Origin of the sequence: Salinarimonas chemoclinalis, from assembly GCF_041514305.1 — a bacterium.
Lineage (GTDB): Bacteria > Pseudomonadota > Alphaproteobacteria > Rhizobiales > Beijerinckiaceae > Salinarimonas > Salinarimonas chemoclinalis.
Genome location: NZ_JBGMWH010000005.1, coordinates 123,478 through 145,250, shown reverse-complemented (window position 1 = coordinate 145,250; position 21,773 = coordinate 123,478). Strand labels below are relative to the sequence as shown.

General features: G+C 72.1%; 25 protein-coding genes. 11 read left to right on the top strand and 14 right to left on the bottom strand.

Going from position 1 to position 21,773, the window contains the following annotated elements:
• Positions 1–22: 22 nt before the first annotated feature.
• The 5 genes from AB9M23_RS11280 to AB9M23_RS11260 all read right to left on the bottom strand — a co-directional run bounded on the left by AB9M23_RS11280 (position 23) and on the right by AB9M23_RS11260 (position 4,600).
• Complete coding sequence (locus AB9M23_RS11280; protein ID WP_372424637.1) at positions 23–1,726, bottom strand: methyl-accepting chemotaxis protein; 1,704 nt, start codon at positions 1,724–1,726, stop codon at positions 23–25.
• Between the two features lie 183 nt (positions 1,727–1,909).
• Positions 1,910–2,737, bottom strand: a complete 828-nt coding sequence (locus AB9M23_RS11275; protein ID WP_372424635.1) for an EscR/YscR/HrcR family type III secretion system export apparatus protein — start codon at positions 2,735–2,737, stop codon at positions 1,910–1,912.
• Positions 2,734–3,306 carry a flagellar basal body-associated FliL family protein gene (locus AB9M23_RS11270; RefSeq protein ID WP_372424634.1) on the bottom strand — a complete coding sequence of 191 codons (573 nt, stop codon included), beginning with the start codon at positions 3,304–3,306 and terminating at the stop codon, positions 2,734–2,736. Before AB9M23_RS11270 ends, AB9M23_RS11275 begins: the two co-directional genes overlap by 4 nt.
• A gap of 41 nt (positions 3,307–3,347) precedes the next feature.
• On the bottom strand, positions 3,348–4,079 hold the full coding sequence (flgH, locus tag AB9M23_RS11265) for a flagellar basal body L-ring protein FlgH (RefSeq protein WP_372424633.1): 732 nt from the start codon (positions 4,077–4,079) through the stop codon (positions 3,348–3,350).
• Entirely contained in the window at positions 4,076–4,600 is a 525-nt protein-coding gene (locus tag AB9M23_RS11260; protein ID WP_372424632.1) for a MotE family protein, read from the bottom strand. The genes flgH and AB9M23_RS11260 overlap by 4 nt, the downstream gene beginning before the upstream one ends.
• A gap of 122 nt (positions 4,601–4,722) precedes the next feature.
• Between AB9M23_RS11260 and AB9M23_RS11255 the strand changes: the two genes are divergently transcribed.
• The 11 genes from AB9M23_RS11255 (at position 4,723) to AB9M23_RS11205 (ending at position 11,953) form a co-directional block, all read left to right on the top strand.
• Positions 4,723–5,739, top strand: coding sequence for a WD40 repeat domain-containing protein (locus tag AB9M23_RS11255; RefSeq protein ID WP_372424631.1), 1,017 nt, complete (start codon positions 4,723–4,725; stop codon positions 5,737–5,739).
• An 8-nt stretch (positions 5,740–5,747) separates the two neighbouring features.
• On the top strand, positions 5,748–6,053 hold the full coding sequence (locus tag AB9M23_RS11250) for a hypothetical protein (RefSeq protein WP_372424630.1): 306 nt from the start codon (positions 5,748–5,750) through the stop codon (positions 6,051–6,053).
• A complete protein-coding gene (locus tag AB9M23_RS11245) occupies positions 6,053–6,712 on the top strand; it encodes a DUF2937 family protein (protein WP_372424629.1) in 660 nt (219 codons plus the stop codon). The genes AB9M23_RS11250 and AB9M23_RS11245 overlap by 1 nt, the downstream gene beginning before the upstream one ends.
• Positions 6,713–6,846: 134 nt before the next feature.
• Complete coding sequence (gene sdhC / locus AB9M23_RS11240; RefSeq protein ID WP_372424628.1) at positions 6,847–7,254, top strand: succinate dehydrogenase, cytochrome b556 subunit; 408 nt, start codon at positions 6,847–6,849, stop codon at positions 7,252–7,254.
• Between the two features lie 12 nt (positions 7,255–7,266).
• On the top strand, positions 7,267–7,671 hold the full coding sequence (gene sdhD, locus AB9M23_RS11235; RefSeq protein ID WP_372424627.1) for a succinate dehydrogenase, hydrophobic membrane anchor protein: 405 nt from the start codon (positions 7,267–7,269) through the stop codon (positions 7,669–7,671).
• A 16-nt stretch (positions 7,672–7,687) separates the two neighbouring features.
• Positions 7,688–9,529 (top strand): succinate dehydrogenase flavoprotein subunit, encoded by a 1,842-nt coding sequence (gene sdhA, locus AB9M23_RS11230; RefSeq protein ID WP_372424626.1) that lies wholly within the window; start codon positions 7,688–7,690, stop codon positions 9,527–9,529.
• Between the two features lie 19 nt (positions 9,530–9,548).
• Positions 9,549–9,779 carry a hypothetical protein gene (locus AB9M23_RS11225; protein ID WP_372424625.1) on the top strand — a complete coding sequence of 77 codons (231 nt, stop codon included), beginning with the start codon at positions 9,549–9,551 and terminating at the stop codon, positions 9,777–9,779.
• Positions 9,776–10,012: a DUF433 domain-containing protein gene (locus AB9M23_RS11220; RefSeq protein WP_372424624.1), complete on the top strand. Its 237-nt coding sequence runs from the start codon at positions 9,776–9,778 to the stop codon at positions 10,010–10,012. The genes AB9M23_RS11225 and AB9M23_RS11220 overlap by 4 nt, the downstream gene beginning before the upstream one ends.
• A complete protein-coding gene (locus AB9M23_RS11215) occupies positions 10,009–10,395 on the top strand; it encodes a DUF5615 family PIN-like protein (RefSeq protein ID WP_372424623.1) in 387 nt (128 codons plus the stop codon). The genes AB9M23_RS11220 and AB9M23_RS11215 overlap by 4 nt, the downstream gene beginning before the upstream one ends.
• A gap of 2 nt (positions 10,396–10,397) precedes the next feature.
• Positions 10,398–11,180, top strand: coding sequence for a succinate dehydrogenase iron-sulfur subunit (locus AB9M23_RS11210; RefSeq protein WP_372424622.1), 783 nt, complete (start codon positions 10,398–10,400; stop codon positions 11,178–11,180).
• Positions 11,181–11,356: 176 nt separating this feature from the next.
• A complete protein-coding gene (locus tag AB9M23_RS11205; protein ID WP_372424621.1) occupies positions 11,357–11,953 on the top strand; it encodes an AprI/Inh family metalloprotease inhibitor in 597 nt (198 codons plus the stop codon).
• Between the two features lie 25 nt (positions 11,954–11,978).
• On the opposite strand, the gene AB9M23_RS11200 is transcribed toward AB9M23_RS11205, so the two are convergent.
• The 9 genes from AB9M23_RS11200 to AB9M23_RS11160 all read right to left on the bottom strand — a co-directional run bounded on the left by AB9M23_RS11200 (position 11,979) and on the right by AB9M23_RS11160 (position 21,742).
• Positions 11,979–12,920, bottom strand: coding sequence for a sensor histidine kinase (locus tag AB9M23_RS11200; RefSeq protein ID WP_372424620.1), 942 nt, complete (start codon positions 12,918–12,920; stop codon positions 11,979–11,981).
• Positions 12,917–13,711 (bottom strand): PDC sensor domain-containing protein, encoded by a 795-nt coding sequence (locus AB9M23_RS11195; RefSeq protein ID WP_372424619.1) that lies wholly within the window; start codon positions 13,709–13,711, stop codon positions 12,917–12,919. Before AB9M23_RS11195 ends, AB9M23_RS11200 begins: the two co-directional genes overlap by 4 nt.
• Before the next feature lie 170 nt (positions 13,712–13,881).
• Positions 13,882–15,342, bottom strand: coding sequence for an endolytic transglycosylase MltG (gene mltG / locus AB9M23_RS11190; RefSeq protein WP_372424618.1), 1,461 nt, complete (start codon positions 15,340–15,342; stop codon positions 13,882–13,884).
• Between the two features lie 107 nt (positions 15,343–15,449).
• Entirely contained in the window at positions 15,450–16,712 is a 1,263-nt protein-coding gene (gene fabF, locus AB9M23_RS11185; RefSeq protein WP_372424723.1) for a beta-ketoacyl-ACP synthase II, read from the bottom strand.
• A 72-nt stretch (positions 16,713–16,784) separates the two neighbouring features.
• On the bottom strand, positions 16,785–17,021 hold the full coding sequence (locus AB9M23_RS11180) for an acyl carrier protein (RefSeq protein WP_029029998.1): 237 nt from the start codon (positions 17,019–17,021) through the stop codon (positions 16,785–16,787).
• A gap of 287 nt (positions 17,022–17,308) precedes the next feature.
• Entirely contained in the window at positions 17,309–18,046 is a 738-nt protein-coding gene (gene fabG / locus AB9M23_RS11175; protein WP_372424617.1) for a 3-oxoacyl-[acyl-carrier-protein] reductase, read from the bottom strand.
• 5 nt (positions 18,047–18,051) lie between these two features.
• Positions 18,052–19,017, bottom strand: coding sequence for an ACP S-malonyltransferase (gene fabD, locus AB9M23_RS11170; protein ID WP_372424616.1), 966 nt, complete (start codon positions 19,015–19,017; stop codon positions 18,052–18,054).
• A gap of 158 nt (positions 19,018–19,175) precedes the next feature.
• Positions 19,176–21,101, bottom strand: coding sequence for an ATP-dependent zinc metalloprotease FtsH (ftsH, locus tag AB9M23_RS11165; protein ID WP_372424615.1), 1,926 nt, complete (start codon positions 21,099–21,101; stop codon positions 19,176–19,178).
• Between the two features lie 359 nt (positions 21,102–21,460).
• Positions 21,461–21,742 carry a BQ00720 family protein gene (locus tag AB9M23_RS11160; RefSeq protein ID WP_372424614.1) on the bottom strand — a complete coding sequence of 94 codons (282 nt, stop codon included), beginning with the start codon at positions 21,740–21,742 and terminating at the stop codon, positions 21,461–21,463.
• Positions 21,743–21,773: the final 31 nt, after the last annotated feature.

The window sequence follows — 21,773 nt, the reverse complement described above, 5'->3', positions numbered from 1 at the left end:
TCGTGATCGAGCGACCGACGGCTCACGCCGCGCGGACCTCCGTCAGGAACGCCTCGACGCGCTCGGAAAGGGCGCGCGCCTGGGCGTCGAGGTCGCGCGAGGAGCCGAGGATGCGGCCCGCGGCCCGCGTCGTCGTCTCCGCCGCCTCGCGCACGCCCGAGATGTTGGCCGAGACCTCGCTCGCGCCGGTGGAGGCCTGCGAGACGCTGCGCGCGATCTCCTGCGTCGCGGCGTTCTGCTGCTCGACGGCGGCGGCGATGCCGGAGGCGTAGCCGCTGAGCGTGCGGATCGCCTCGGCGATCCCGCCGATCGCACCCGCCGTGTCGCCGGAGACCTCCTGGATGTCGCGCACCTGCTCGGCGATCTCCTCGGTCGCCTTCGCGGTCTGGGAGGCGAGCGACTTCACCTCGGCGGCGACGACCGCGAAGCCCTTGCCGGCCTCGCCGGCGCGCGCCGCCTCGATGGTCGCGTTCAGCGCGAGCAGGTTCGTCTGCTCGGCGATCTGCTGGATCAGGCCGACGATGTCGCCGATGCGCTGGGAGGCCGCGGTGAGACGCGTCACCTTCGCCACCGTCTCGCCCGCCCGGTCGGCGGCGCCGCCGGCGACGCTCGCGGTGTCGGACGCCTGGCGGCCGACCTCCTGGACGGTGGCGGCGAGCTCCGTGGAGGAAGCGGCGACCGCCTCGACGTTGGCGGCGGCCTGCTCGGAGGCGGCGGCGACGGCGGTCGCCTGGCTCGTCGTCTGCTCGGCGGTCGCCGACATGGCGCGGGCGGCGTCCGACAGCTCGCCCGAGGAGCGCGAGAGCGCGGCGCCGATGGAGGCCGCGGCCGCCTCGAAGCGGGCGATCGCCCCCTCGACGGCCTCCTGGCGGCGGACCCGCGCGGCCTGGGCGTCCGCGCTCTCGGCGCGCAGGCGCTCGGCCTCGAGGCCGTTCTCCTTGAACACGAGCGCCGCCTTGGCGACGTCGCCGACCTCGTCGGCGCGATCCGTGCCCGGCACCTCGGTGCGCCAGTCCGCGGCCGCGAGCCGGCGCAGCGCCGCGACGATCCCGGTGAGCGGCCGGCCGATGCCGAGATGCGCGATCGCCGCCCCGAGCGCCAGCCCGACGAGGATGCCGACGGCGGCGACCGAGACGATGATCGTGGTGGCGCTGCGATGCTCGAGGCGTGCGTCGTGCGCCGCGGTGGCGACACGCTCGGAAAGCCGCTCGATGATCTCGTCGGCGTGATGGATCAGGTCCTCGGCGATCTCCGAGTTCGCGTCCGCCGCGGCTCTCAGGGCGATCATCTCGAGCCTCGAATCGACCGACGTCACGGCGTCGGCCGCGGCGAGGACCGTGCCGATACCCGTCCGGTAGGCGTCGAGGTCCGCGCGGATGATCGCGAGGTCGCCCGCGTCCGCCGCCGACGCGCTCTCCTGGAGCTGCCCCAGGAGGTCCTCGAGGCGGGCGAGCTCGCGCTCCAGGGTGCCGCGCGCGTTGCGGAGAACCTCGGGGCTCGGGTTCGCCACGAGGCGATACTGCTCGCGGCTCACGGCCAGCATGGTCGTGTCGATTCGCATGCCGGTGAGCGCCCGATGCGCATCCTCGTCCATCATGGCGGTCGCCCGGGCGAGCGAGCCGAGCGAGGTGACGGCGACGACGCTCACCAGTACGGCGACGGCGGCGAGGATGGCGATGACCGACAGGATCTTGGTGGTGATCCGGAAGCGCGCGAGGAACGACATTCGATTGGCTCCGCTGTAACTGCTCATTGTCCGACGACGACGAGGAACAGTTCGAGCGTGCTCCTGGGAGCCTCAATCGCGGTTTAATGAAGCTTGGAAATCCGGTGGCCTCGCGGCGGCCGAAGGTTGACGGACGTTAACCGGTCGCGGCAGCGCCAAGCCGGATCGCCCCCGCCGCCACCCTCAGAAATACGACCGCACCAACCCCCCCACCAGGATGTTCCACCCGTCGATCAGCACGAAGAACAGGATCTTGAACGGCAGGGAGATCACGGTGGGGGGCATCATCATCATGCCCATCGACATGACGATCGTCGCCACCATGATGTCGATGACGAGGAACGGGAGCGCGATGATGAAGCCGATCTCGAAGCCGCGGCGCAATTCGGAGATCATGAAGGCGGGGATGAGGGTGCGCAGGTCGATCTCGTCGTCGGACGCGGGCGCGGAGGCGTCGGCCCCCGGGACGCCGGGGACGCCGCCCTCCTGCGCCACCGCCTCCGAGACGAAGCTCGCGCTGGCGAGTTCCTGGAACATGGCCAGGTCCTCGTCACGCACGTGGGCGAGCATGAACTCGCGGAACGGCTGGACCGTGCGGGCGAAGGCCTCCTCCTCCGTGATCTCCTCGGCGATCAGCGGCTCGATGCCCTCGGCCCAGGCGCGGTCGAAGGTCGGCGCCATGACGTAGAAGGTCATGAACAGCGCGAGCGAGATCAAGACGAGGTTCGCGGGTGTCGACTGCAGGCCCATGCCCGCGCGCAGGAAGGAGAGGGCGACCACGAAGCGCACGAAGCTCGTGACCATGATCATCAGCCCCGGTGCGATCGACAGCACCGTGAGCAGGGCCACCAGCTGGACGATCCGGCCCGTGGTCGAACCCTCGCCCTCGGGCAGCAGGCTCGACAGGTCGAAGCCCTGGTCGAAACCCTGCGCCAGCGCGGGCGCGGCGAGGACGATGAGGCCCGCGAGCGCGAGGGGGACGGCGAGGAGGAGGGCGCGGGCGCGGCTCATTGCACGACGAGGCTCTCGATGACGAACTCGCGCACGCGGCCCTCGGTGCGGGTGCGCGCGCGCTCGGTGAGGTCTTCGCGCAGGTGCGCGAGGCCGGTGGCGCCCTCGAGCCGCGCGAGGGGCAGGGTGCGCAGGTAGGCCAGCGTGTCGCCGGCGACCCGCGCGGCCAGCGCCGGCGCCTCCTCCGGCTCGACGCCGTCGAGCAGCAGCGCGCCGTCGATGCGCACCCAGATCTCGGAGGGCTCGGCGAGGTTCGCCACGACCGGATCGAGGCGCACCACGCTCACGTCGGCGTCGCGGACCGCCGGGCCCATGTCGCCCGCGTCGGCCGCGGGTGCCGGCGCGGCGGGGTCGCCGAGCGTCAGGCCCAGCCCCGCGCCGGTGCCGACGCCCAGCAGCGTGAGGAGGACGAGGGCGACCGCGAAGGCGACGCCCCCGCCCTTCTCCTGGCCGGAACCACCCCTGCCGCGGCCCCGCGACGGGAGCGCGGGCGCCGAGGCGGTTCCCGCGGGAGCAGGGAGCCCGGCAGACGGGGCGGGGAGCGCGGCTCTCGTGGGCTCGCGGGCCATCGTGCGGCCTCCTCTGGGAACGGCGTGCGGAACGGCGAGGCTCAGAACGGCGAGACGCGGTCGTAGAGCTGCTGGCCCCAGCCGGGCTGCTGCACCTCCGTCGTCCGGCCGGCGCCGCCGTAGGAGATGCGCGCCTCGGCGATCTGGTCGTAGCGGATGGTGTTGCGCGGGGAGATGTCGCGCGGCCGGGCGATGCCGGCGACCGAGATCACCCTGACCTCGTAGTTCACGCGCACCTCCTGCGAGCCGGAGATCAGGAGGTTGCCGTTGGGCAGGACCTGGGTGACGACGGCCGCGACGGAGACGACCACGCGCTCCGAGCGCCCGACCGAGCCGCGCCCGCGGCTGCGGGTGTTGGCGGAGAGGTCCGCGCCGAAGTCGCCGCTCGTGCCCACGCCGTCCACGCCGAAGCCGAAGCCGAGCCCGAAGCCGGCGCCGGAATCGCGCGAGCGGCTCGACTCGTTGTCGAGGGTCGCCTCGTCGTCGATGGTGATGTGCACGGTGACGACGTCGCCCACACGCATGGCGCGGCTGTCGGAGAAGAGGTTCTCGCGCCGCTCGCTCCACAGCGAGTGGTAGGCCCGCGGCCCCTCGGCCGGCGACGTCGAGACCGGCAGCGCGGCGTGCGCGGTGGTCAGGCCGGCGCCGACGGGTGTCAGCCCCGGCGCCTGGTTGATGTCGCTCAGGGTCGAGGAGCAGGCCGTGAGAGCGGTGATCCCGAGAAGGGCGGCGGTGCGCGTGAGGGCGCTGCGTACGGGTAGGCGGCGCGTCATAGGGACTGCTCCTGGTCTGCGTCGGTGCGGGCCGTCTCGGCGGCGGTGCGGGCGAGCTGGGCGGCGCGGCCCGGCTCCATCTCGTTGAGGATCGCGCTCGCCTGGCGCGGCGCGAGCTTGGCGAGGACGGCGGACGCCATCTCGTTCTCGAGCGCGGCGAGCTGGGCGGCGGCGGCGTCCGGGCGCATGCGGGCGTAGATCGCGACGATGCCCTCCTCGGCCTGGCGCAGGTGCTCCTCGCGCCGGGCGAGCGCCTCCTCGACCTCGACGCGCAGGGCCTCGAGATCGGCGAGGCGCGCCTCGATGCGCGCCTCGATCTCGAGGAGCGCGCGCGCCTGCCAGCGCGCCCGAGCCTCCTGCGCCTCCTCGCGGATCGCCTCGCAATAGAGCGCGACGTCGGCCGGCGGCGGCGCGGCCGGGACGGCGTCCGGCGCGGCCTCCAGCGCGGTCGCGCTCGGCGCGGCGAGGAGGGACGCGCCGAGCGCGACCGCGAGCGGGAGCCTCCGTCTGGGATGGCGCATGTCGACCTCGTGGGAATTCGGCTGGAACGAGGTCTAGGGCCGCGAGCTTGCACCAGGCTTGCGGAGAAGCGTCCCGCGCGCGCCCCTTCCCCGCGGGCGCATCGGGGGGTAGACAGAGGCCCATGAGCGAGAACTCGACCGACGCCACGCCCTCCCTGCTCGACCTCGTGCGCCCGCTGGACGCGGGCGCGCACGTGACGGCCTGCGCCTTCCTCGGCGCCGTCGCCGCCTTCGCGCTCGGCGACGGCGGCGTGCTGCTGTGGAAGGGCGGCGAGAGCCACCGCGTCGAGGCGCATCCAGACGGTTCGGTGCTCTCGGCGGCCTGCGACGGCGAGCGGCTCGTGACCGGCGGCGACGACGGGCGCGTCGCGGTGACCGGGCCGGACGGCTCGACCCGCACCTTCGCGCAGGCGGCGGCCTTCTCCTGGATCGACGCGCTCGCGCTCCACCGGGAGGGCGGCATCGCCTGGTCGTCGGGCAGGACGGTCACCGCGCGCGACCCGAAGGGGAAGGAGCGCACGCTGTCCACGCCCTCCTCCGTGCGCGGCCTCGCCTTCGCACCGAAGGGCTACCGCCTCGCCGTGGCGCACGTCGACGGCGCCACGCTGTGGTTCCCCAACCTCGACGGCGCCCCCGAGCGGCTGGAGTGGAAGGGCGCGCATCTCGACGTCGTCTGGTCGCCGGACGGGCGCTTCGTCGTCACCTCGATGCAGGAGAATTCTCTCCACGGCTGGCGGCTCCAGCCGGACAAGGGGCACATGCGCATGTCGGGCTATCCCGGCAAGTCGCGCTCGCTGTCGTGGACCCACGACGGCAAGTGGCTCGCCACCTCGGGTGCCGACGCGGTGATCCTCTGGCCGTTCGACTCGAAGGAGGGGCCGACCGGCAAGCAGCCCCGCGAGTGCGGCGTGCGGCCCGCGCAGGTCTCGCGCGTCGCCTGCCATCCGCGCGCGCCGGTCGTCGCCGCCGGCTTCCAGGACGGCGCGGTGCTGCTGATCCGCCTCTCCGACGCCTCCGAGCTGCTGGTGCGCCCGGCGGTGAAGGGCTCCGGCATCACCGCGCTGGCCTGGGACGATCGCGGTGCGACGCTCGCCTTCGGCGCCGCGGACGGTGCCGGCGGCGTCCTCGTGCTGCCGTGACGGCGGGCATGGCGAGCCTCCTCGGCACCTTCGCCGGCCGCTTCGGCCGCCCCCGCCCCGAGCGCGCCGCGCTCGACCGGGTCGCGGCGCTGGCGCGCGCCGTGCTCGCGCTGCCCGCGGACGCGACGGTCGCGGTCAACGAGATCGTCTGCGCCGATCCCGCCTGCCCGGGCACCGAGACGGTGATCCTCGTCATGGTGCCCGGTGCCCGCACCCGCGCGCTCAAGGTCGCGGGAGAGGCCGGGACGGTGACGGAGGCGATGCTGCGGGAGGCCGCAGCGGTCGACGGGCTCGCGGCGCGGGGAGCGGGCTGATGCCACTCTCGCGCATCGCCGCCATGGGGATGGGGCTCGTCGGCGCGCTCGCCGGGTCGCAGGGACCGGAATTCGCGCAGCAGTACGAGCAGCGCCTCGGGGGCGCCGTGGACGAGCTCGCGACGGTCGTCGCGCGCTTCGACGACGGCGCGCGCGAGGCGGGGCTCGACCGCGAGGGCGCGCTCGGGCGGCTCGAGGCCAACCCGGACGACCTCGTGCGCCGCCAGGGCGAGGGCGCCCGCGCCGCCGCCGAACGGCTCGCGGCGCTGGAGGCCCACGCCGCGCGCCTCGCCGCGCGCGACGGGCTCTCCCGGGTCGTGCTCGTGCTGCGCGAGGGCGATCCGCGGATCGCGGCGGCCGCCTACCGCGCGTACGAGCCGGCGGTGCCGGTGACGACGGAGGGTGCCATCGCCGGCGGCCTCGGCTTCGCGCTGCTCTGGCTGCTCACCTTCGGCGCGGGCAAGGGCGTCAAGCGCGGCGGTCGCAAGAGCCTCGCGCTGGCCCGCGCACGCCTCGGCGGCGGAGCGAAGACGCCGGCGGCGCCCCCGCGGGTGATGCGCGGGACCCCCGCGGAGCGGTCGCCCGGCACGGCCGCGCACAACCAAGCGCTTGACGGCAAAGGGATCGGCGAAACTCCCTACGACGTCCGGAGGGATTGATTACAGGCGCTCCAGACTGTAACCCGCCAGACCGGATGACGCATTGTCGCCACGGGGGGCTTCCGTTAGTTACCCCTGCGAGCCCGTGTCATTTTCGCGGCGTCGCGCCGCAGGCCCACGAGGAGCACGACGAAATGGCGTCAGCCGAGAGCGCACGAGCCGAAGCGAAGCGGCCCCTGTCGCCCCACCTGCAGATCTATCGCTGGACCTGGACGATGGCGATGTCCATCTTCCACCGGGCGACCGCGATCGTGCTCTACGTCGGCACCGTGTTCCTCGCCTTCTGGCTCGTCTCGCTGGCCTCTGGTGCCGAGGCCTACGCCTCGGCCGCGTGGTTCTTCGGCTCGCCCGTCGGATACCTGCTGCTCTTCGCCTACACCTGGGCGCTGATGCACCACATGCTCGGCGGCGTGCGCCACTTCGTGTGGGATTTCGGCCGGGGCTTCGAGCCCTCGCAGCGCTTCCTGCTCGCCAAGCTGACCCTCGCCGGCTCGATCGGGCTCACGCTGGTGATCTGGATCGTGGCGCTGATCGCGCGCTGAGGAGGATCGACCATGGCCACGCGCAACTCCATCCGCACCCCGCTCGCCCGCGCCAAGGGGCTCGGCGCCTCCGGCGGCGGCACGGACCATTTCTGGCACCACCGCATCACGGCGGTGTCGAACCTGCTTCTGATGCTGCCCTTCGTGGTGATCGTGGCGCTCGTCGCCGGCCGGCCCCACGCGGAAGCGGTCGCGATCGTGTCGCACCCCCTTGCCGCGATCGTGCTGTCGCTCTTCGTCGTCTCGATCACGATCCACATGCGGCTCGGCATGCAGATCGTCATCGAGGATTACGTGCACGGCAAGGGCGCGAAGATCGCCGCCGTGATCGCGAACACGTTCTTCGCGATCGCCATCGGCGCGGCGAGCCTGTTCGCGATCCTGAAGGTCGGCTTCGGCTTCGGCCCCTTGCTCTGAGGGAGTACACGAGACAATGGCGAACGACGCTTCCCCCGCGGCCGGCGGTACCGCCCCTTCCGTCGTCGGCGCGGCCTATCCGGTCACCGACCACACTTTCGACGTCGTGGTCGTCGGCGCCGGCGGCGCGGGCCTGCGCGCCACGGTCGGCTGTTCGCAGGCCGGCCTGCGCACGGCCTGCGTGACGAAGGTCTTCCCCACCCGCTCGCACACGGTGGCGGCGCAGGGCGGCATCTCGGCGGCGCTCGGCAACATGGGCGAGGACGACTGGCGCTGGCACATGTACGACACCGTGAAGGGGTCGGACTGGCTCGGCGACCAGGATGCGATCGAGTATCTCTGCCGCCACGCGCCCGCCGCCGTCTACGAACTCGAGCACTGGGGCGTGCCGTTCTCGCGCACCGAGGCCGGCAAGATCTACCAGCGCCCCTTCGGCGGCATGACCACCCGCTTCGGTGAGGGCACGGCCCAGCGCACCTGCGCCGCCGCCGACCGCACCGGCCACGCCATCCTGCACACGCTCTACGGCGCGGCGCTGAAGAACGACACCAACTTCTTCATCGAGTACTTCGCCATCGACCTGATCATGGACGAGGAGGGCCGCTGCCGCGGCATCGTCGCCCTCGACATGACCACGGGCACGATCCACCGCTTCCGCGCCCAGATGGTGATTCTCGCCACCGGCGGCTACGGCCGCGCCTATTTCTCCGCGACGTCCGCCCACACCTGTACGGGCGACGGAAACGCCATGGTGCTGCGCGCGGGCCTGCCGCTCCAGGACATGGAGTTCGTGCAGTTCCACCCCACCGGCATCTACGGCGCGGGCTGCCTGATCACCGAGGGTGCGCGCGGCGAGGGCGGCTACCTCACCAATTCCGAGGGCGACCGCTTCATGGAGCGCTACGCCCCCTCCGCGAAGGACCTCGCCTCGCGCGACGTCGTCTCGCGCGCGATGACGATGGAGATCCGCGGCGGCCGGGGCGTCGGCAAGGAGGGGGACCACATCCACCTCCATCTCGACCATCTCGACCCCAAGATCCTGCACGAGCGCCTGCCGGGCATCTCGGAGAGCGCCAAGATCTTCGCCGGCGTCGACGTGACGAGGGAGCCGATCCCGGTGCTTCCGACCGTGCACTACAACATGGGCGGCATCCCGACGAACTTCCACGGCGAGGTGCTGACCAAGAAGAACGGTGATCCGGATTCGGTCGTGCCGGGCCTGATGGCCATCGGCGAGGCGGCCTGCGTGTCGGTCCACGGCGCCAATCGGCTGGGCTCGAACTCGCTCATCGACCTCGTCGTCTTCGGCCGGGCCGCGGGCCTGCGTTGCGCCGAGATCGTGAAGCCCGGCGAGGGCCGGGCTCCGCTGCCGAAGGGCTCGGCCGACAAGGCGCTCGCGCGCCTCGACCGCTTCCGCAACGCCAATGGCGCGACGCCCACCGCCGAGCTGCGGCTCTCCATGCAGAAGACCATGCAGAACAATTGCGCGGTCTTCCGCACCGGCGAGGTGCTCGCCGAGGGCAAGACGCTGATCCACGAGGTCTGGGGCGGGATCGGGGACGTGTCCACCAAGGACCGCTCGTTGATCTTCAACACCGATCTCATCGAGACGCTCGAGTTCGACAACCTGATCACCCAGGCGGTCGTCACGATGGAATCGGCCGCGAACCGCACCGAGTCCCGCGGCGCCCACGCCCGCGAGGACTTCCCCGATCGCGACGACAAGGAGTGGATGAAGCACACGCTCGCCTGGTGCGACGAGGGTGCTGGCCGGGTCGCGATCGACTACCGCCCGGTTCATACGTACACGCTCTCGAACGAGATCGAGTACATCGCGCCGAAGGCGCGGGTGTACTGATTTAGAACGCAGGCGGGGAATGGCGACGGTGACGATCAGCGATGAACTCTACGCACGGCTCCAGGCGATGGCGTGCGAAAAGCACGTCGCCGTCGAAGGCCTGGTCGAGTCGCTGCTCGTCGAAGGGGTCGCATCCAAGGAGCGAGCCACGGCGTTGCTCCGTCGCTTCGATGCGATCGCAGCCCTCACGCCCGTCGGTGTGACGCAGACGGATAACGTCGAACTCATTCGAGAGGATCGGGATCGATGAGCCCTGATTTTCCCCGCATCACGCGAGACCCGGCCGTCATGGGCGGTAAGGCGTGTATTCGCGGCATGCGCGTTACCGTTGGAATGATCGTCGGACAGATCGGAGCTGGCGCAACGATCGAGGAGCTACTGGCCGATTACCCGTACCTGGAGCGCGATGATGTGGTCGAGGCCATGCGGTATGCCGCGTGGTTGGCGCAAGAGCGCGAGATCGACCTCGCGCCTGTGGGATGAGGATCGTCGTCGATATGAACCTCTCCCCGGCTTGGGTGGATCGGCTCCGGTCCGGCGGGCACGACGCCGTTCATTGGTCGTCGGTCGGCTCGCCGGATGCACCGGACGTCGATGTGATGGCTTGGGCTGCCGCGGAAGGTCGCGTCGTTCTGACGAACGATCTCGACTTCGGCGCCATCCTGGCCGCCTCGGGCGATACGGGACCGAGCGTCGTGCAGGTGAGGTCCCAAAGGCCGCGCGTCTCGCGAATCGGTGACATCGTTCTCGCTGCAATCGCGCGTGCCGAACAGGAACTGCGCGAAGGTGCGCTTCTGACTCTAGACACGAGCAAATCGCGCTTGCGGGTACTCCCGCTTACCAACCGCTCTCAGTTGGATAGTTGATCATGGCTGAATTCTCCCTCCCCAAGAACTCCCAGGTCCGCGAGGGCAAGGTCTGGCCGAAGCCCGTAGACGGGAAGCGGCTGCAGGAGTTCCGGATCTACCGCTGGAACCCGGACGACACAGAGAATCCGCGCATCGACACCTACCATGTCGATCGCGAGGATTGCGGGCCGATGGTGCTCGACGCGCTCATCTGGATCAAGAACAAGGTCGATCCGACGCTGACCTTCCGGCGCTCCTGCCGCGAGGGCATCTGCGGCTCGTGCGCCATGAACATCCAAGGGCAGAACACCATCGCCTGCACGCGGGGCATCGACGAGTGCGGCTCGGGGGCGGTGAAGATCTACCCGCTGCCGCACATGCCGGTGCTCAAGGACCTGGTGCCGGACCTGACCCAGTTCTTCGCCCAGCACGCCTCGGTGGAGCCCTGGCTGCAGACGCAGACGCCGGCCCCCGAGCACGAGTGGCGCCAGACGCCCGAGGATCGCGTCCAGCTCGACGGGCTCTACGAGTGCATCCTGTGCGCCTGCTGCACGACGGCCTGTCCCTCCTACTGGTGGAACGGCGACCGGTTCCTGGGCCCCGCCGCGCTGCTGCACGCCTATCGCTGGTTGGCGGACTCCCGCGACGAGATGACGGGCGAACGCCTCGACAAGCTCGAGGACCCGTTCAAGCTCTATCGCTGCCACACGATCATGAACTGCGCCAACGCCTGCCCGAAGGGTCTCAACCCGGCCAAGGCCATCGCCGAGGTGAAGAAGATGATGGTGACGCGCCACGTCTGAGCCGGCGCGGCGCCAACCCCGAGCGAACAGGCCGCGTGGGGACGAACCCTGCGCGGCCCGTCGCGTTTCCCGCTGCGCCACATTCGTGCTTCACTCTCTGGCAACCAAGATCGCCTAGGAAGGGTTACCTCCCCGATGGTGCCCGCCCGCGCCCACACCAGCCCCGGATGGACCCGATGACGCCGCAGACCGCCACCCGCCTCGCCCTGCGAACGACGGTGATCGCCGCGAGCGTGCTCGCGCTCGCCGCCTGCCAGTCCGCCCGCTTCGGCGGCGGCGGCCCGCGTCCCGCGGTGGCGGCCTCGCCCGGGATCGTCACGGCGACCCCGCTCGAGCCGGGCATCGCGGCGCCCACCGGCGTGGTCGAGTCCCAGCCGCTGGCGCCCCCGCCGCTCGACGGCCAGATCGTCGCGACGGACCAGATCGTCTCCGATGTCCCGTCCTCGCCGCAGGTCGCGGCGATCCCCGCGCCGACGCAGGCCGCCCCACGAGCCTCGCGCACGACCTTCGTGGGCACCTGGCGGGCGAGCGAGCCCGGCGGCGGCTCCTGCCGTGTGACGCTGTCCTCGACGCCCTCGCTCGACCTCTACCGCGCCTCGAGCTCGGGCTGCCAGAACGAGGACCTGAGCCGCGTCTCGGCCTGGGACCTGCGCGGCGACCAGGTCTACCTCTACCGCCAGGGCGGCGCCGTCGCCGCGCGGCTCGGCGCGTCGCCGGGCGCGATGAGCGGCGCGCTCTCCCGCTCCGGCGCACCGGTGGCGCTCTCGCGCTGAGGCGGCCGGGCGCGGGGCGACGTGGTCACCGTATGGACGGCGTCGTCGTCGAGGGCGCCGGCGCCGCCGCGGCTGCCGCACCGCGCGCGCCGGCCTCCCGTGCGGCCGCCGGGGCGAAGCGCACCGAGAAGCTCGTCCAGCCGTCCTCCGATGCGATCTCGAGCGCGCCGCCGGCCTGATCGGCCATGGCCGCGACCATCCGCAGGCCGAAGCCGCGCGCGGTGCGCACCGAGAAGCCCTGCGGCAGCGGCGCACCGCGGTTGCGGATCGTCAGCCGCCAGCTGCCGTCCCCGACGGGGGCCAGGATCACCGCCACGTCGTCCGCGCCGCCGTGCTTGACGGCGTTGGTCAGCAGCTCGTTCGCGGCGAGGGCGATCGGCATCGCCGTCTCGGCGTCGAGCACGAGCGGCATCGCGGTCACCACGCAGCGCGACCCCTCCGGCATGAGCCCGCCCGCGACGCTCGCGCACAGCTCCTCCAGCAGCCGCGCGAAGTCGAGGGAGCCGGCGCCGCCGTCCGCGCGGTGCAGGTTGCGGTAGGCCGCGGCCATGGCGCGTACGCGCCCCGCCGCCTCGTCGAGCTCGCGCCTCGCGGTGTCGTCGACGATGCTCTTGCGCTGGAGCGTCATCAGCGAGCCGAGAACCTGGAGATTGTTCATCGTGCGATGCGCCAGCTCGCGCATCAGCAGCTCCTTGCGCCCGAGCGTCGCCTGGAGGTCGTCGGCCAGCGCGTCGAAGCTTCGCCCGAGCGCCGCGATCTCGCCCCTGCCCTCGATGCCGGCGCGGGCGTCGAGTTCGCCTGCGCGCCAACGCTCGGCCGCCGTGAGCACCCGCTGGACCGGCCGGCGCACGGCGCCGTCGGCCACCACCCACGCCGCCGCGGCGGCGACGACGCCGGTGAGCAGGATGACGAGGATGCCGCGCAGGTTCGCGCGGTCGAGGATGGCGTAGGCCTCCTCGCGGCTCACGCCGATGCCGACGTAGAGGCCGGCGTCGTTGGCCGCCGGCGGGACGTAGCCGAGGATGCGAGGCAGCCGTCGACGGTGCCGCTGACGTCCGCCGTGCCCGGTTCCGGATCGTCGAGGAGCGCGAGCAGGGTCGGCGTCATGCGGCGGCCGACATAGGCCTCGTTGTCGGGGTGGCGCAGCAGGATCGTGCCCACGCGATCGGTGACGAGCGTCGCGTGATCGACGCTCCAGGGCTCCCGGCCGAGGCGTGCGCCGAGTGCCTGAAGGTCGAGCGCGGTGATGACGACGCCCTGGAACCGGCCGACATCGTCGACGATCGGGCTGGCGAAATGGACGACTGCCGCGCCCGTCGAGCGCCCGATGGAGTAGGTCCCAGCCGCGAAGGCTCCCGTGCGCCGCGCGTCGCGGAAGTAGTCGCGGTCGGCCACCGTGTAGGGCGCGAGGTCGGCGGGCTGATGAACGCCGTCGCAGACGAGGCGGCCGCGTCGATCGGCGACGAGGAGGTTGTTGAGAAGGCCGTTGCCGTCGATCACGCGTGCCAGGATCTCGGTGCAGCCGGCGGCGTCGCCGTCGCGGATGGCGGGCATCTCGACCAGCACGGCCTGGATCTGCCGGATCCCGTCCACGAGCTGGGAGAGCTCTCCGGCGAGAAGGCGCACCTGGTGGAGCACCTCCGCGCGCACGTCCGCCTCCTGGTCGCGGTAGAGGCCGCGCTGCGCGACGGCGAGCGCCGCGACGAGGGGCAGGATGGCCGCGAGGACGAGCACGGCGAGGCGCGCGGAGAGAGACATGCGAGCGCTTTCGGCGTACGAGATCTACCCACGCCGACGGCACGGGAGCGCTGCCGACGATCCTATCCTAGGCCTCTTTGCCGACCGTCGATAGGGCGCCCCGAAATGGCCGCATGCGTGGTCGGAACGCGGCCGCTCGCATGGACGCTCCCTCGAGCGCGCCGCCCGTCTCACAGATCCGGGCGGCGGGGAGGCAGGGGCGGGGAGCCGTCCGCGGGGCGCACGAGGGGAGCAGGCGCCTCGGCAGGAGCCGTGCCGTCGAGCGGTGCGAGATCCGGCACGATCTGTGTGTTCGTGAGGTCGAAGGTCGTGTTCGCGAGCGGGTCGAGCGGCGTGCCCTCGGAAGCGTCGACGACATCCCGCAACGCCGGCGGGCCACCCGTGCCGGCGGGCACCGGGCTCGGGAGGGCACCGCTGCGATCGGGCGCCTCGTCGGGCAGGTCGTCGGGGTCGATGGCGTCCTCGCCGCCCGAGGAGGCCCGGCCGGCCTCGATCTGCCGCCAGCGCGCGACGGCCCGCCGATGCTGCTCGTAGGTCTCCGAGAAGGCGTGGCCGCCGGTGCCGTCTGCGACGAAGAACAGGTCGTTCGTCCGCGAGGGGTTCGCCACCGCCTCCATGGCCGCGCGGCCCGGGTTGGCGATCGGCGTCGGCGGCAGGCCGTCGATCGTGTAGGTGTTCCACGGCGTCGGCGCACGGATCTCGGAGCGCAGGATGCCGCGCCCGAGCGTGCCGCGCCCGCCGACGAGGCCGTAGACGATGGTGGGATCGGACTCGAGCCGCATGCCGCGTCGCAGGCGGTTGATGAACACGCCGGCGACCCGAGGCCGCTCGTCGGCGCGCCCGGTCTCCTTCTCGACGATGGAGGCGAGGATGACGAGTTCCTCGGGCGTCTCCAGCGGCAGCCCGTCGACACGCCGCGCCCAGATCTGCGCGAGCGCGCCGGCCTGCGCGCGGCTCATGATGTCGAGGACCTCGGTGCGCGTGGTGCCGCGGGCGAACTTGTAGGTGTCGGGCAGGAGCGAGCCCTCAGGCGGGATCGTCTCGACCTCTCCGGTGAGGATCGGGTCCGCGCGCAGGCGCTCGACGATCTGCTGGCTAGTGAGGCCCTCGGGGAAGGTGATCTCGTGGAGGATCGAGCGGCCTTCGGTGAGGGTGTCGATCGCGTCGGCGATGGACGCCTCGGCCTCGAACAGGAACTCGCCCGCCTTGAGGTTCGCCTGCTCGCGGTTGACGACGGCGTAGACCTGGAAGAGCAGCGGCTGCTCGATCACGCCCTCGCGCGCGAGGATGCGGGCGATCTCCCCCATGCCGGTGCGGCTCGGGATGGTGACTACCCGGTCGGCCTCGAGCGGGCCGGGCTCGTTCGCCTGGCGAGCGAGCACGACGATTGCGACGAGGGCGAGGAGCGCGCCGACCAAGAGGACGCTGAACAGGCCCGACAGGGTCGAGATCAGCCCGCCGCGGGGTGCGCGCAGGCGCTGCGGCGGGGGCGGCGGGGCCATCTCGGGCTTGATCGCCTCGTGCGGGCTCTTGGGCGCGAGCCGGGGCGGCTCGGTGGGCCCCCCGCTGTGGGCCGGGCCGGGCTGCGGCGTCTCGGGAGGCTGGCGCGTGTCTTTGCTGCGACCGAACATGGCTCACGTCTGGCGAGGATGGCGACGGCGGCCGCCCGGCGACCGCCGCCCGAACTGACCCAGCAATGTGGCGAAAACCCGTGCCGGAGCCGGCCCCGCCGCGCGCCTCAAGGGACGCGGGCGAAGACGAGCGACGCGTTCGTTCCGCCGAAGCCGAAGGAGTTCGAGAGCGCCACGTCGATGCGCTTCTCCTTGGCCGCGAGCGGCACGAGGTCGATGCGCGTCTCGATGGACGGGTTCTCCAGGTTGAGCGTGGGCGGCACCTTGCCGTCGCGCATCGCGAGGATCGCGAAGATCGCCTCGATCGCGCCCGCCGCACCGAGCAGGTGCCCGGTGGCGGACTTGGTCGAGGACATGGTCAGCCGCGACGCCGCTTCGCCGATCAGGCGCTCGACGGCGCCCAGCTCGATCTCGTCGCCGAGCGGCGTCGAGGTGCCGTGGGCGTTGACGTAGTCGAGGGCGGAGGGCGCGAGGCCCGCGCGCTTCAGCGCCGCCTTCATGCAGCGATAGGCGCCGTCGCCGTCCTCGGAGGGCGAGGTGATGTGGAAGGCGTCGCCGGAGAGGCCGTAGCCGACCAGCTCGGCGTAGATCCGCGCCCCGCGCGCGACCGCATGCTCGTAGTCCTCGAGCACCACGATGCCCGCGCCCTCTCCCATGACGAAGCCGTCGCGATCGCGGTCGTAGGGCCGCGAGGCGCGCGCCGGCTCGTCGTTGTACCGGGTCGAGAGCGCGCGGCACGCGGCGAAGCCGGCCATGGCGATGCGGCTGATCGGCGATTCGGTGCCGCCGGCGACCATCACGTCGGCGTCGCCGAGCGCGATCAGCCGCGCGGCGTCGCCGATCGCGTGCGCGCCGGTGGAGCAGGCGGTCACCACCGAATGGTTCGGACCCTTCAGCCCGTGCGCGATCGAGACGTAGCCCGAGGCGAGGTTGATCAGCCGGCCGGGGATGAAGAAGGGCGAGAGCCGGCGAGGACCCTTGTCGCGCAGGATGAGCGCCGCGTCCGCGATGCCCTCGATGCCGCCGATGCCCGAGCCGATCAGGACGCCCGAGGCGGCCTGTTCGTCGTAGCCGGTCGGGTGCCAGCCGGCGTCGTCGAGCGCCTGCTGGGCGGCCGCCATGGCGTAGACGATGAAGGGGTCGACCTTGCGCTGATCCTTGGGGTCCATCCAGTCGTCGGGATTGAACGTCCCGTCCGACCCGTCGCCCCGCGGGATCTGGCAGGCGATCCGGCAGGGAAGGTCGGAGGTCTCGAACGACTCGATCCGAGACGCCCCGCTCCGGCCGGCGAGGATCCGCGCCCAGGTTTGCTCGACGCCGCAAGCGAGCGGCGTGACCATCCCCAGGCCGGTGACGACGACGCGACGCAGCATCATCTTGTCATCCGCTGTGGGTCGCGCCCGCGAGGCCCGCCGCGAGGCGGGATCGGGGGCGCGGCGCCCTCAGCCGGCGTTCTTCTCGAGGAACTTGATGGCGTCGCCGACAGTCACGATGGTCTCGGCGGCGTCGTCCGGGATCTCGACGTTGAACTCCTCCTCGAACGCCATCACGAGCTCGACGGTGTCGAGGCTGTCGGCGCCGAGGTCATCGATGAAGTTCGCGTTCTCGTTCACCTTCTCGGCCTCGACGCCGAGGTGCTCGACCACGATCTTCTTCACGCGCTCAGCGATGTCACTCATCGTTCGTGTCCTCGTATCACTCGTCGATCTGCGAGCGCGCCTTCCCGGAAGACGGCACCCGCGGGGATGTCCGGTTCGCGCGGCTGCCGCCGGGGTGATCGTGCCGACCTGGACGCGTGCTGCAAAAGCCCCAATCGCGTCCGCGGTCAAGCCCCCGAGGGATGCCGACGACCAAAATGTCGCGGTGTCCTAGCACACGGCCCGCGCCCTGGCGAGAGCCGCCGCAGGGCTCTCCCGCCTTTCGTGCGCCTCGGGCCCGCTCGCGCGCGCGCCGGGGCGGATCCCGGTCACGGCATGGCCATGCCGCCGTTGACGTGCAACGTGTGGCCGGTGACGTAGCCGGCCTCGTCGGAGGCGAGATAGGCGACCGCCGCCGCGATCTCAGCGCCGGTGCCGAGGCGCCCGGCGGGGATCGTGCCGAGGATGGCCCCGCGCTGCTTCTCGTTGAGCGCGTCCGTCATCGGCGATTCGATGAACCCCGGCGCCACCGCGTTGACGGTGATGCCGCGGCTCGCGACCTCGGCGGCGAGGGCCTTCGACATGCCCACCAGCCCCGCCTTCGAGGCGGCGTAGTTGCCCTGGCCGGCGTTGCCCGTCGTGCCGACGACCGAGGAGATGTTGACGATGCGCCCGAAGCGTCGGCGCATCATGCCCTTCACGGCGGCCCTCGAGAGGCGGAACGCCGCCGTGAGGTTCACCGCCAGCACCGTGTCCCAATCCTCGTCCTTGAGGCGCAGGAACAGGTTGTCCTTGGTGATGCCCGCATTGTTGACGAGGATGTCGAGGCCGCCCATCGCCGTCTCGGCGCCGGGGACGAGCGCCTCCACCGACTCCTTCTCGGCGAGGTTCGCCTCGGCGACGTGGACGCGCTCGCCGAGTTCGCCGGCGAGCGCGTCGAGCGCCGCGCGGCGCGTGCCGGAGATCGTGACCGTGGCCCCCTGCGCGTGCAGCGCACGGGCGATGGCACCGCCCAGCCCGCCGGTCGCGCCGGTGACGAGGGCCTTGCGCCCCGAGAGATCGAACATGCGCCTCATCCCTGCTTCAGGTCGGCGGCGAAGGCCGCCACGTCGTCGGGCGCCCCCACGCCGCGGGTCTGCGCCGCCGGCGCGATGCGCTTGACGAGCCCCGACAGGACGCGCCCGACGCCGACCTCGACGAAGCTCCCGACACCGGCCCCCGCCATGAACGCGACCGATTCGCGCCAGCGCACGGTGCCGGTCACCTGCGCCACGAGCGCGTCGCGGATCGCCTGCGGGTCCGCGATCGGCGCGGCGGTCACGTTGGCGACGACCGGCGCGCGGGGCGCGTTCACGGTCGCCTCGGCGAGCGCCGCGCGCATCGCCTCGGCGGCGGGCGCCATCAGCGCGCAATGGAAGGGGGCGGAGACCGGCAGCATCACGGCGCGCTTGACGCCCCGCGCCTGTGCGACGGCGAGCGCGCGCTCCACCGCCGGCTTGTGCCCGGAGACGACGACCTGGCCGCCGCCGTTGTCGTTGGCCACGTCGCAGACCCGGTCCTGCGCCGCCTCGGCGGCGATCTCCGCCGCCTGTTCGATCTCCACGCCGATCAGCGCCGCCATGGCGCCCTCGCCGACGGGCACGGCCGCCTGCATGGCGTCTCCGCGGATGCGCAGCAGCCGCGCCGTGTCGGCGACGGAGAGCGCGCCGGCGGCGGCGAGGGCGGAATACTCGCCGAGCGAATGGCCCGACAGGAAGGCGACGTCGCGGGCGACGTCGAGCCCGGCCTCCGCCTCGAGCACGCGCAGCGCAGCGAGGCTCGTCGCCATCAGCGCCGGCTGGGCGTTCGCCGTGAGGGTGAGCGTCTCGATCGGCCCCTCGAACATCAGGGTCGAGAGCTTCTGCGACAGCGCGTCGTCGACCTCGTCGAAGACGGCGCGGGCCTGGGGAAAGGCCTCGCACAGCGCCTTGCCCATGCCCACGGCCTGGCTGCCCTGGCCGGGAAACACGAGCGCGCGGCTCGGGGACGGATCGGGCATGGAGCCTCCTGTGAGAACCACCGCCGATGCGACGGCGTCGCGCCTTCGCAAAGGGTGGCGCGGGTGTCAAGCGAGGGGACGCATGAAGGGACGCGGCGACGACGGGCGCGAACGCCCGCCGAGCGGCTCGGCGGGCGTTCGCGAGATCGGGCCGGCCGTCAGCCCTGCGGCTGCGGCTCCAGGCCGGCGCCGGGCTCGTCCCGCGGCGGGCGGGGCTTTCCGGCGACGGGGACGGTGACCCCGCGCACCGGGGCCGGCGGTTCGGTGACGTCGCGGCTCGGGCGCTTGCCGGCGATCAGGTCGCGGATCTCCTGGCCGGTCAGCGTCTCGTACTCGAGCAGGCCCTTGGCCAGCAACTCGAGCTGGTCGTGCTTCTCGGTGAGGATGCGACGCGCCTCGACGAGCCCCTCCTCGACGAAACGGCGGACCTCCGCGTCGATCTTCTGCGCGGTCTCCTCGGAGACGTGGTTCTGGCGGCCCATCTGCATGCCGACGAACGGGTCGTCGTTGCTGTCGCCGTAGGCGACCGTGCCGAGCTCCTCGGAGAAGCCCCAGCGCGTCACCATCATCTTGGCGAGCCGCGTCGCCTGGTCGATGTCGGACTGTGCGCCCGAGGTGACCTTCTCGCGGCCGAAGGTGATCTCCTCGGCGACGCGCCCGCCCATCATGATGGCGAGGCGCGAGGTCATCTGCTCGTAGCTCATCGAGAGCTTGTCGCGCTCGGGCAGCTGCATGACCATGCCGAGCGCGCGCCCGCGCGGGATGATGGTCGCCTTGTGCACGGGGTCGGTGGCGGGCACGTTGAGCGCGACGATGGCGTGGCCGGCCTCGTGGTAGGCGGTGAGCCGCTTCTCGTCGTCCGTCATCACCAGGGTGCGGCGCTCCGCGCCCATCATCACCTTGTCCTTGGCGTCCTCGAACTCGCTCATCGTGACGATGCGCTTGCCGCGCCGCGCCGCGAGAAGCGCCGCCTCGTTGACGAGGTTCATCAGGTCCGCGCCCGAGAAGCCCGGCGTGCCGCGCGCGATCACCTTGGTGTCGACGTCGGGGGCGAGCGGGACCTTGCGCACGTGGACGCGCAGGATCTTCTCGCGGCCGGTGACGTCCGGGTTGGGGACGACGATCTGACGGTCGAAGCGGCCCGGGCGCAGCAGCGCGGGGTCGAGCACGTCGGGGCGGTTCGTCGCGGCGATGATGATCACGCCCTCGTTGGCCTCGAAGCCGTCCATCTCGACGAGCAGCTGGTTCAGGGTCTGCTCGCGCTCGTCGTTGCCGCCGCCGAGCCCGGCGCCGCGGTGACGGCCGACCGCGTCGATCTCGTCGATGAAGATGATGCACGGCGAATTCTTCTTGGCCTGCTCGAACATGTCGCGCACGCGCGACGCGCCCACGCCGACGAACATCTCGACGAAGTCCGAGCCCGAGATCGTGAAGAACGGCACGTTCGCCTCGCCGGCGACGGCGCGCGCGGTCAAGGTCTTGCCGGTGCCGGGGGGACCCACGAGCAGGACGCCGCGGGGGATGCGGCCGCCCAGCCGCTGGAACTTCTGCGGATCGCGCAGGAACTCGACGATCTCCTGGAGATCCTCCTTGGCCTCGTCGATGCCCGCGACGTCGTCGAACGTCACCTTGCCGTGCGCCTCGGTGAGGAGCTTCGCCTTCGACTTGCCGAAGCCCATGGCGCGCCCGGCGCCGGACTGCATCTGGCGCGAGAGGAAGATCCACGCGCCGATGAAGATCAGGATCGGCAGCCAGTTGATCAAGAGCGCCAGCAGCCAGGGCGTCGAATCCTGCGGCGGATGCGCGTTGATCTGGACGCCGTTCGCCTGCAGCGTCGGGACGAGGCTCGCGTCCTCCGGCGCGTAGGTCGTGAAGGCGGTGCCGTCCTGGTAGATGCCCGAGATCTCGCGGCCCGCGATGGTGACGGACGAGACGCGCCCGGTCTCCGCCGCCGTGAGCAGCTGGCTGTAGGCGATCTCCCGGCCCTGCATCCGCTGGCTCGGCGACTGGAACAGCGTCACCAGCGCGAGCACCAGCAGGAAGATGATGACCCACAGGGCGAAGTTTCTGAAGTTCGGGTTCATCGTGGTCCGTTCGTCGCCGGGCAGAGGGCGTCCCTGGGCCGCCGCGCGAGACGATCGACGCTCGAGCGGGGCGCGAACGCACGCCCGACAGGAGGCGTCCGCGAAATTCAATCTAGGTGCGCGGGGCTTTCGTGCCAAGTGGAACGGGCGGTCGCGGGGCGGTGCTGCGGCAATTGTGCGGTCGGGCGCGACGCGCGACCGGTTTCGGCGGCCGCGCAGGCCCGATCGTTCCGCTCCCGTTCACGCGGGAGTGCCCGCGGCGAGCGGGCGGGCTCGCCGTGGGCGCGGGGGCAGGGGGATGGCAGGGGGGGGGTGGCAGGGCGTCTTCGCGACGGCCGCGGCAGGCCGCCCCCGGCGAGTCAGTGCACGCTCACCGCGTCGAGCTGGTTGGCGCGGGCGTTGGCGACGGCGGCCTCGCGGGAGGCGCTGAGCAGGATCGGCGCGCCGCTCGCCGAGAGCAGGGCGTAGAGGGCGAGCCCGGGCCGGAGCTGCGGTGCCTGCGGGAAGAGCCTGGCGACCTCCTCGGAGGTCATCGGCCGGACGTAGGCCACCTCGCCCTCGCCGAGCGCGGCGAGCGCCTCGGGCGCGTGGACCTCGTCGGCCCGGATCTGGTCGGGGAGGATGTGGGTCGTGTCGGTCATGGTCTCGCGCCCTCCTTCGAGCGGTGCGGTG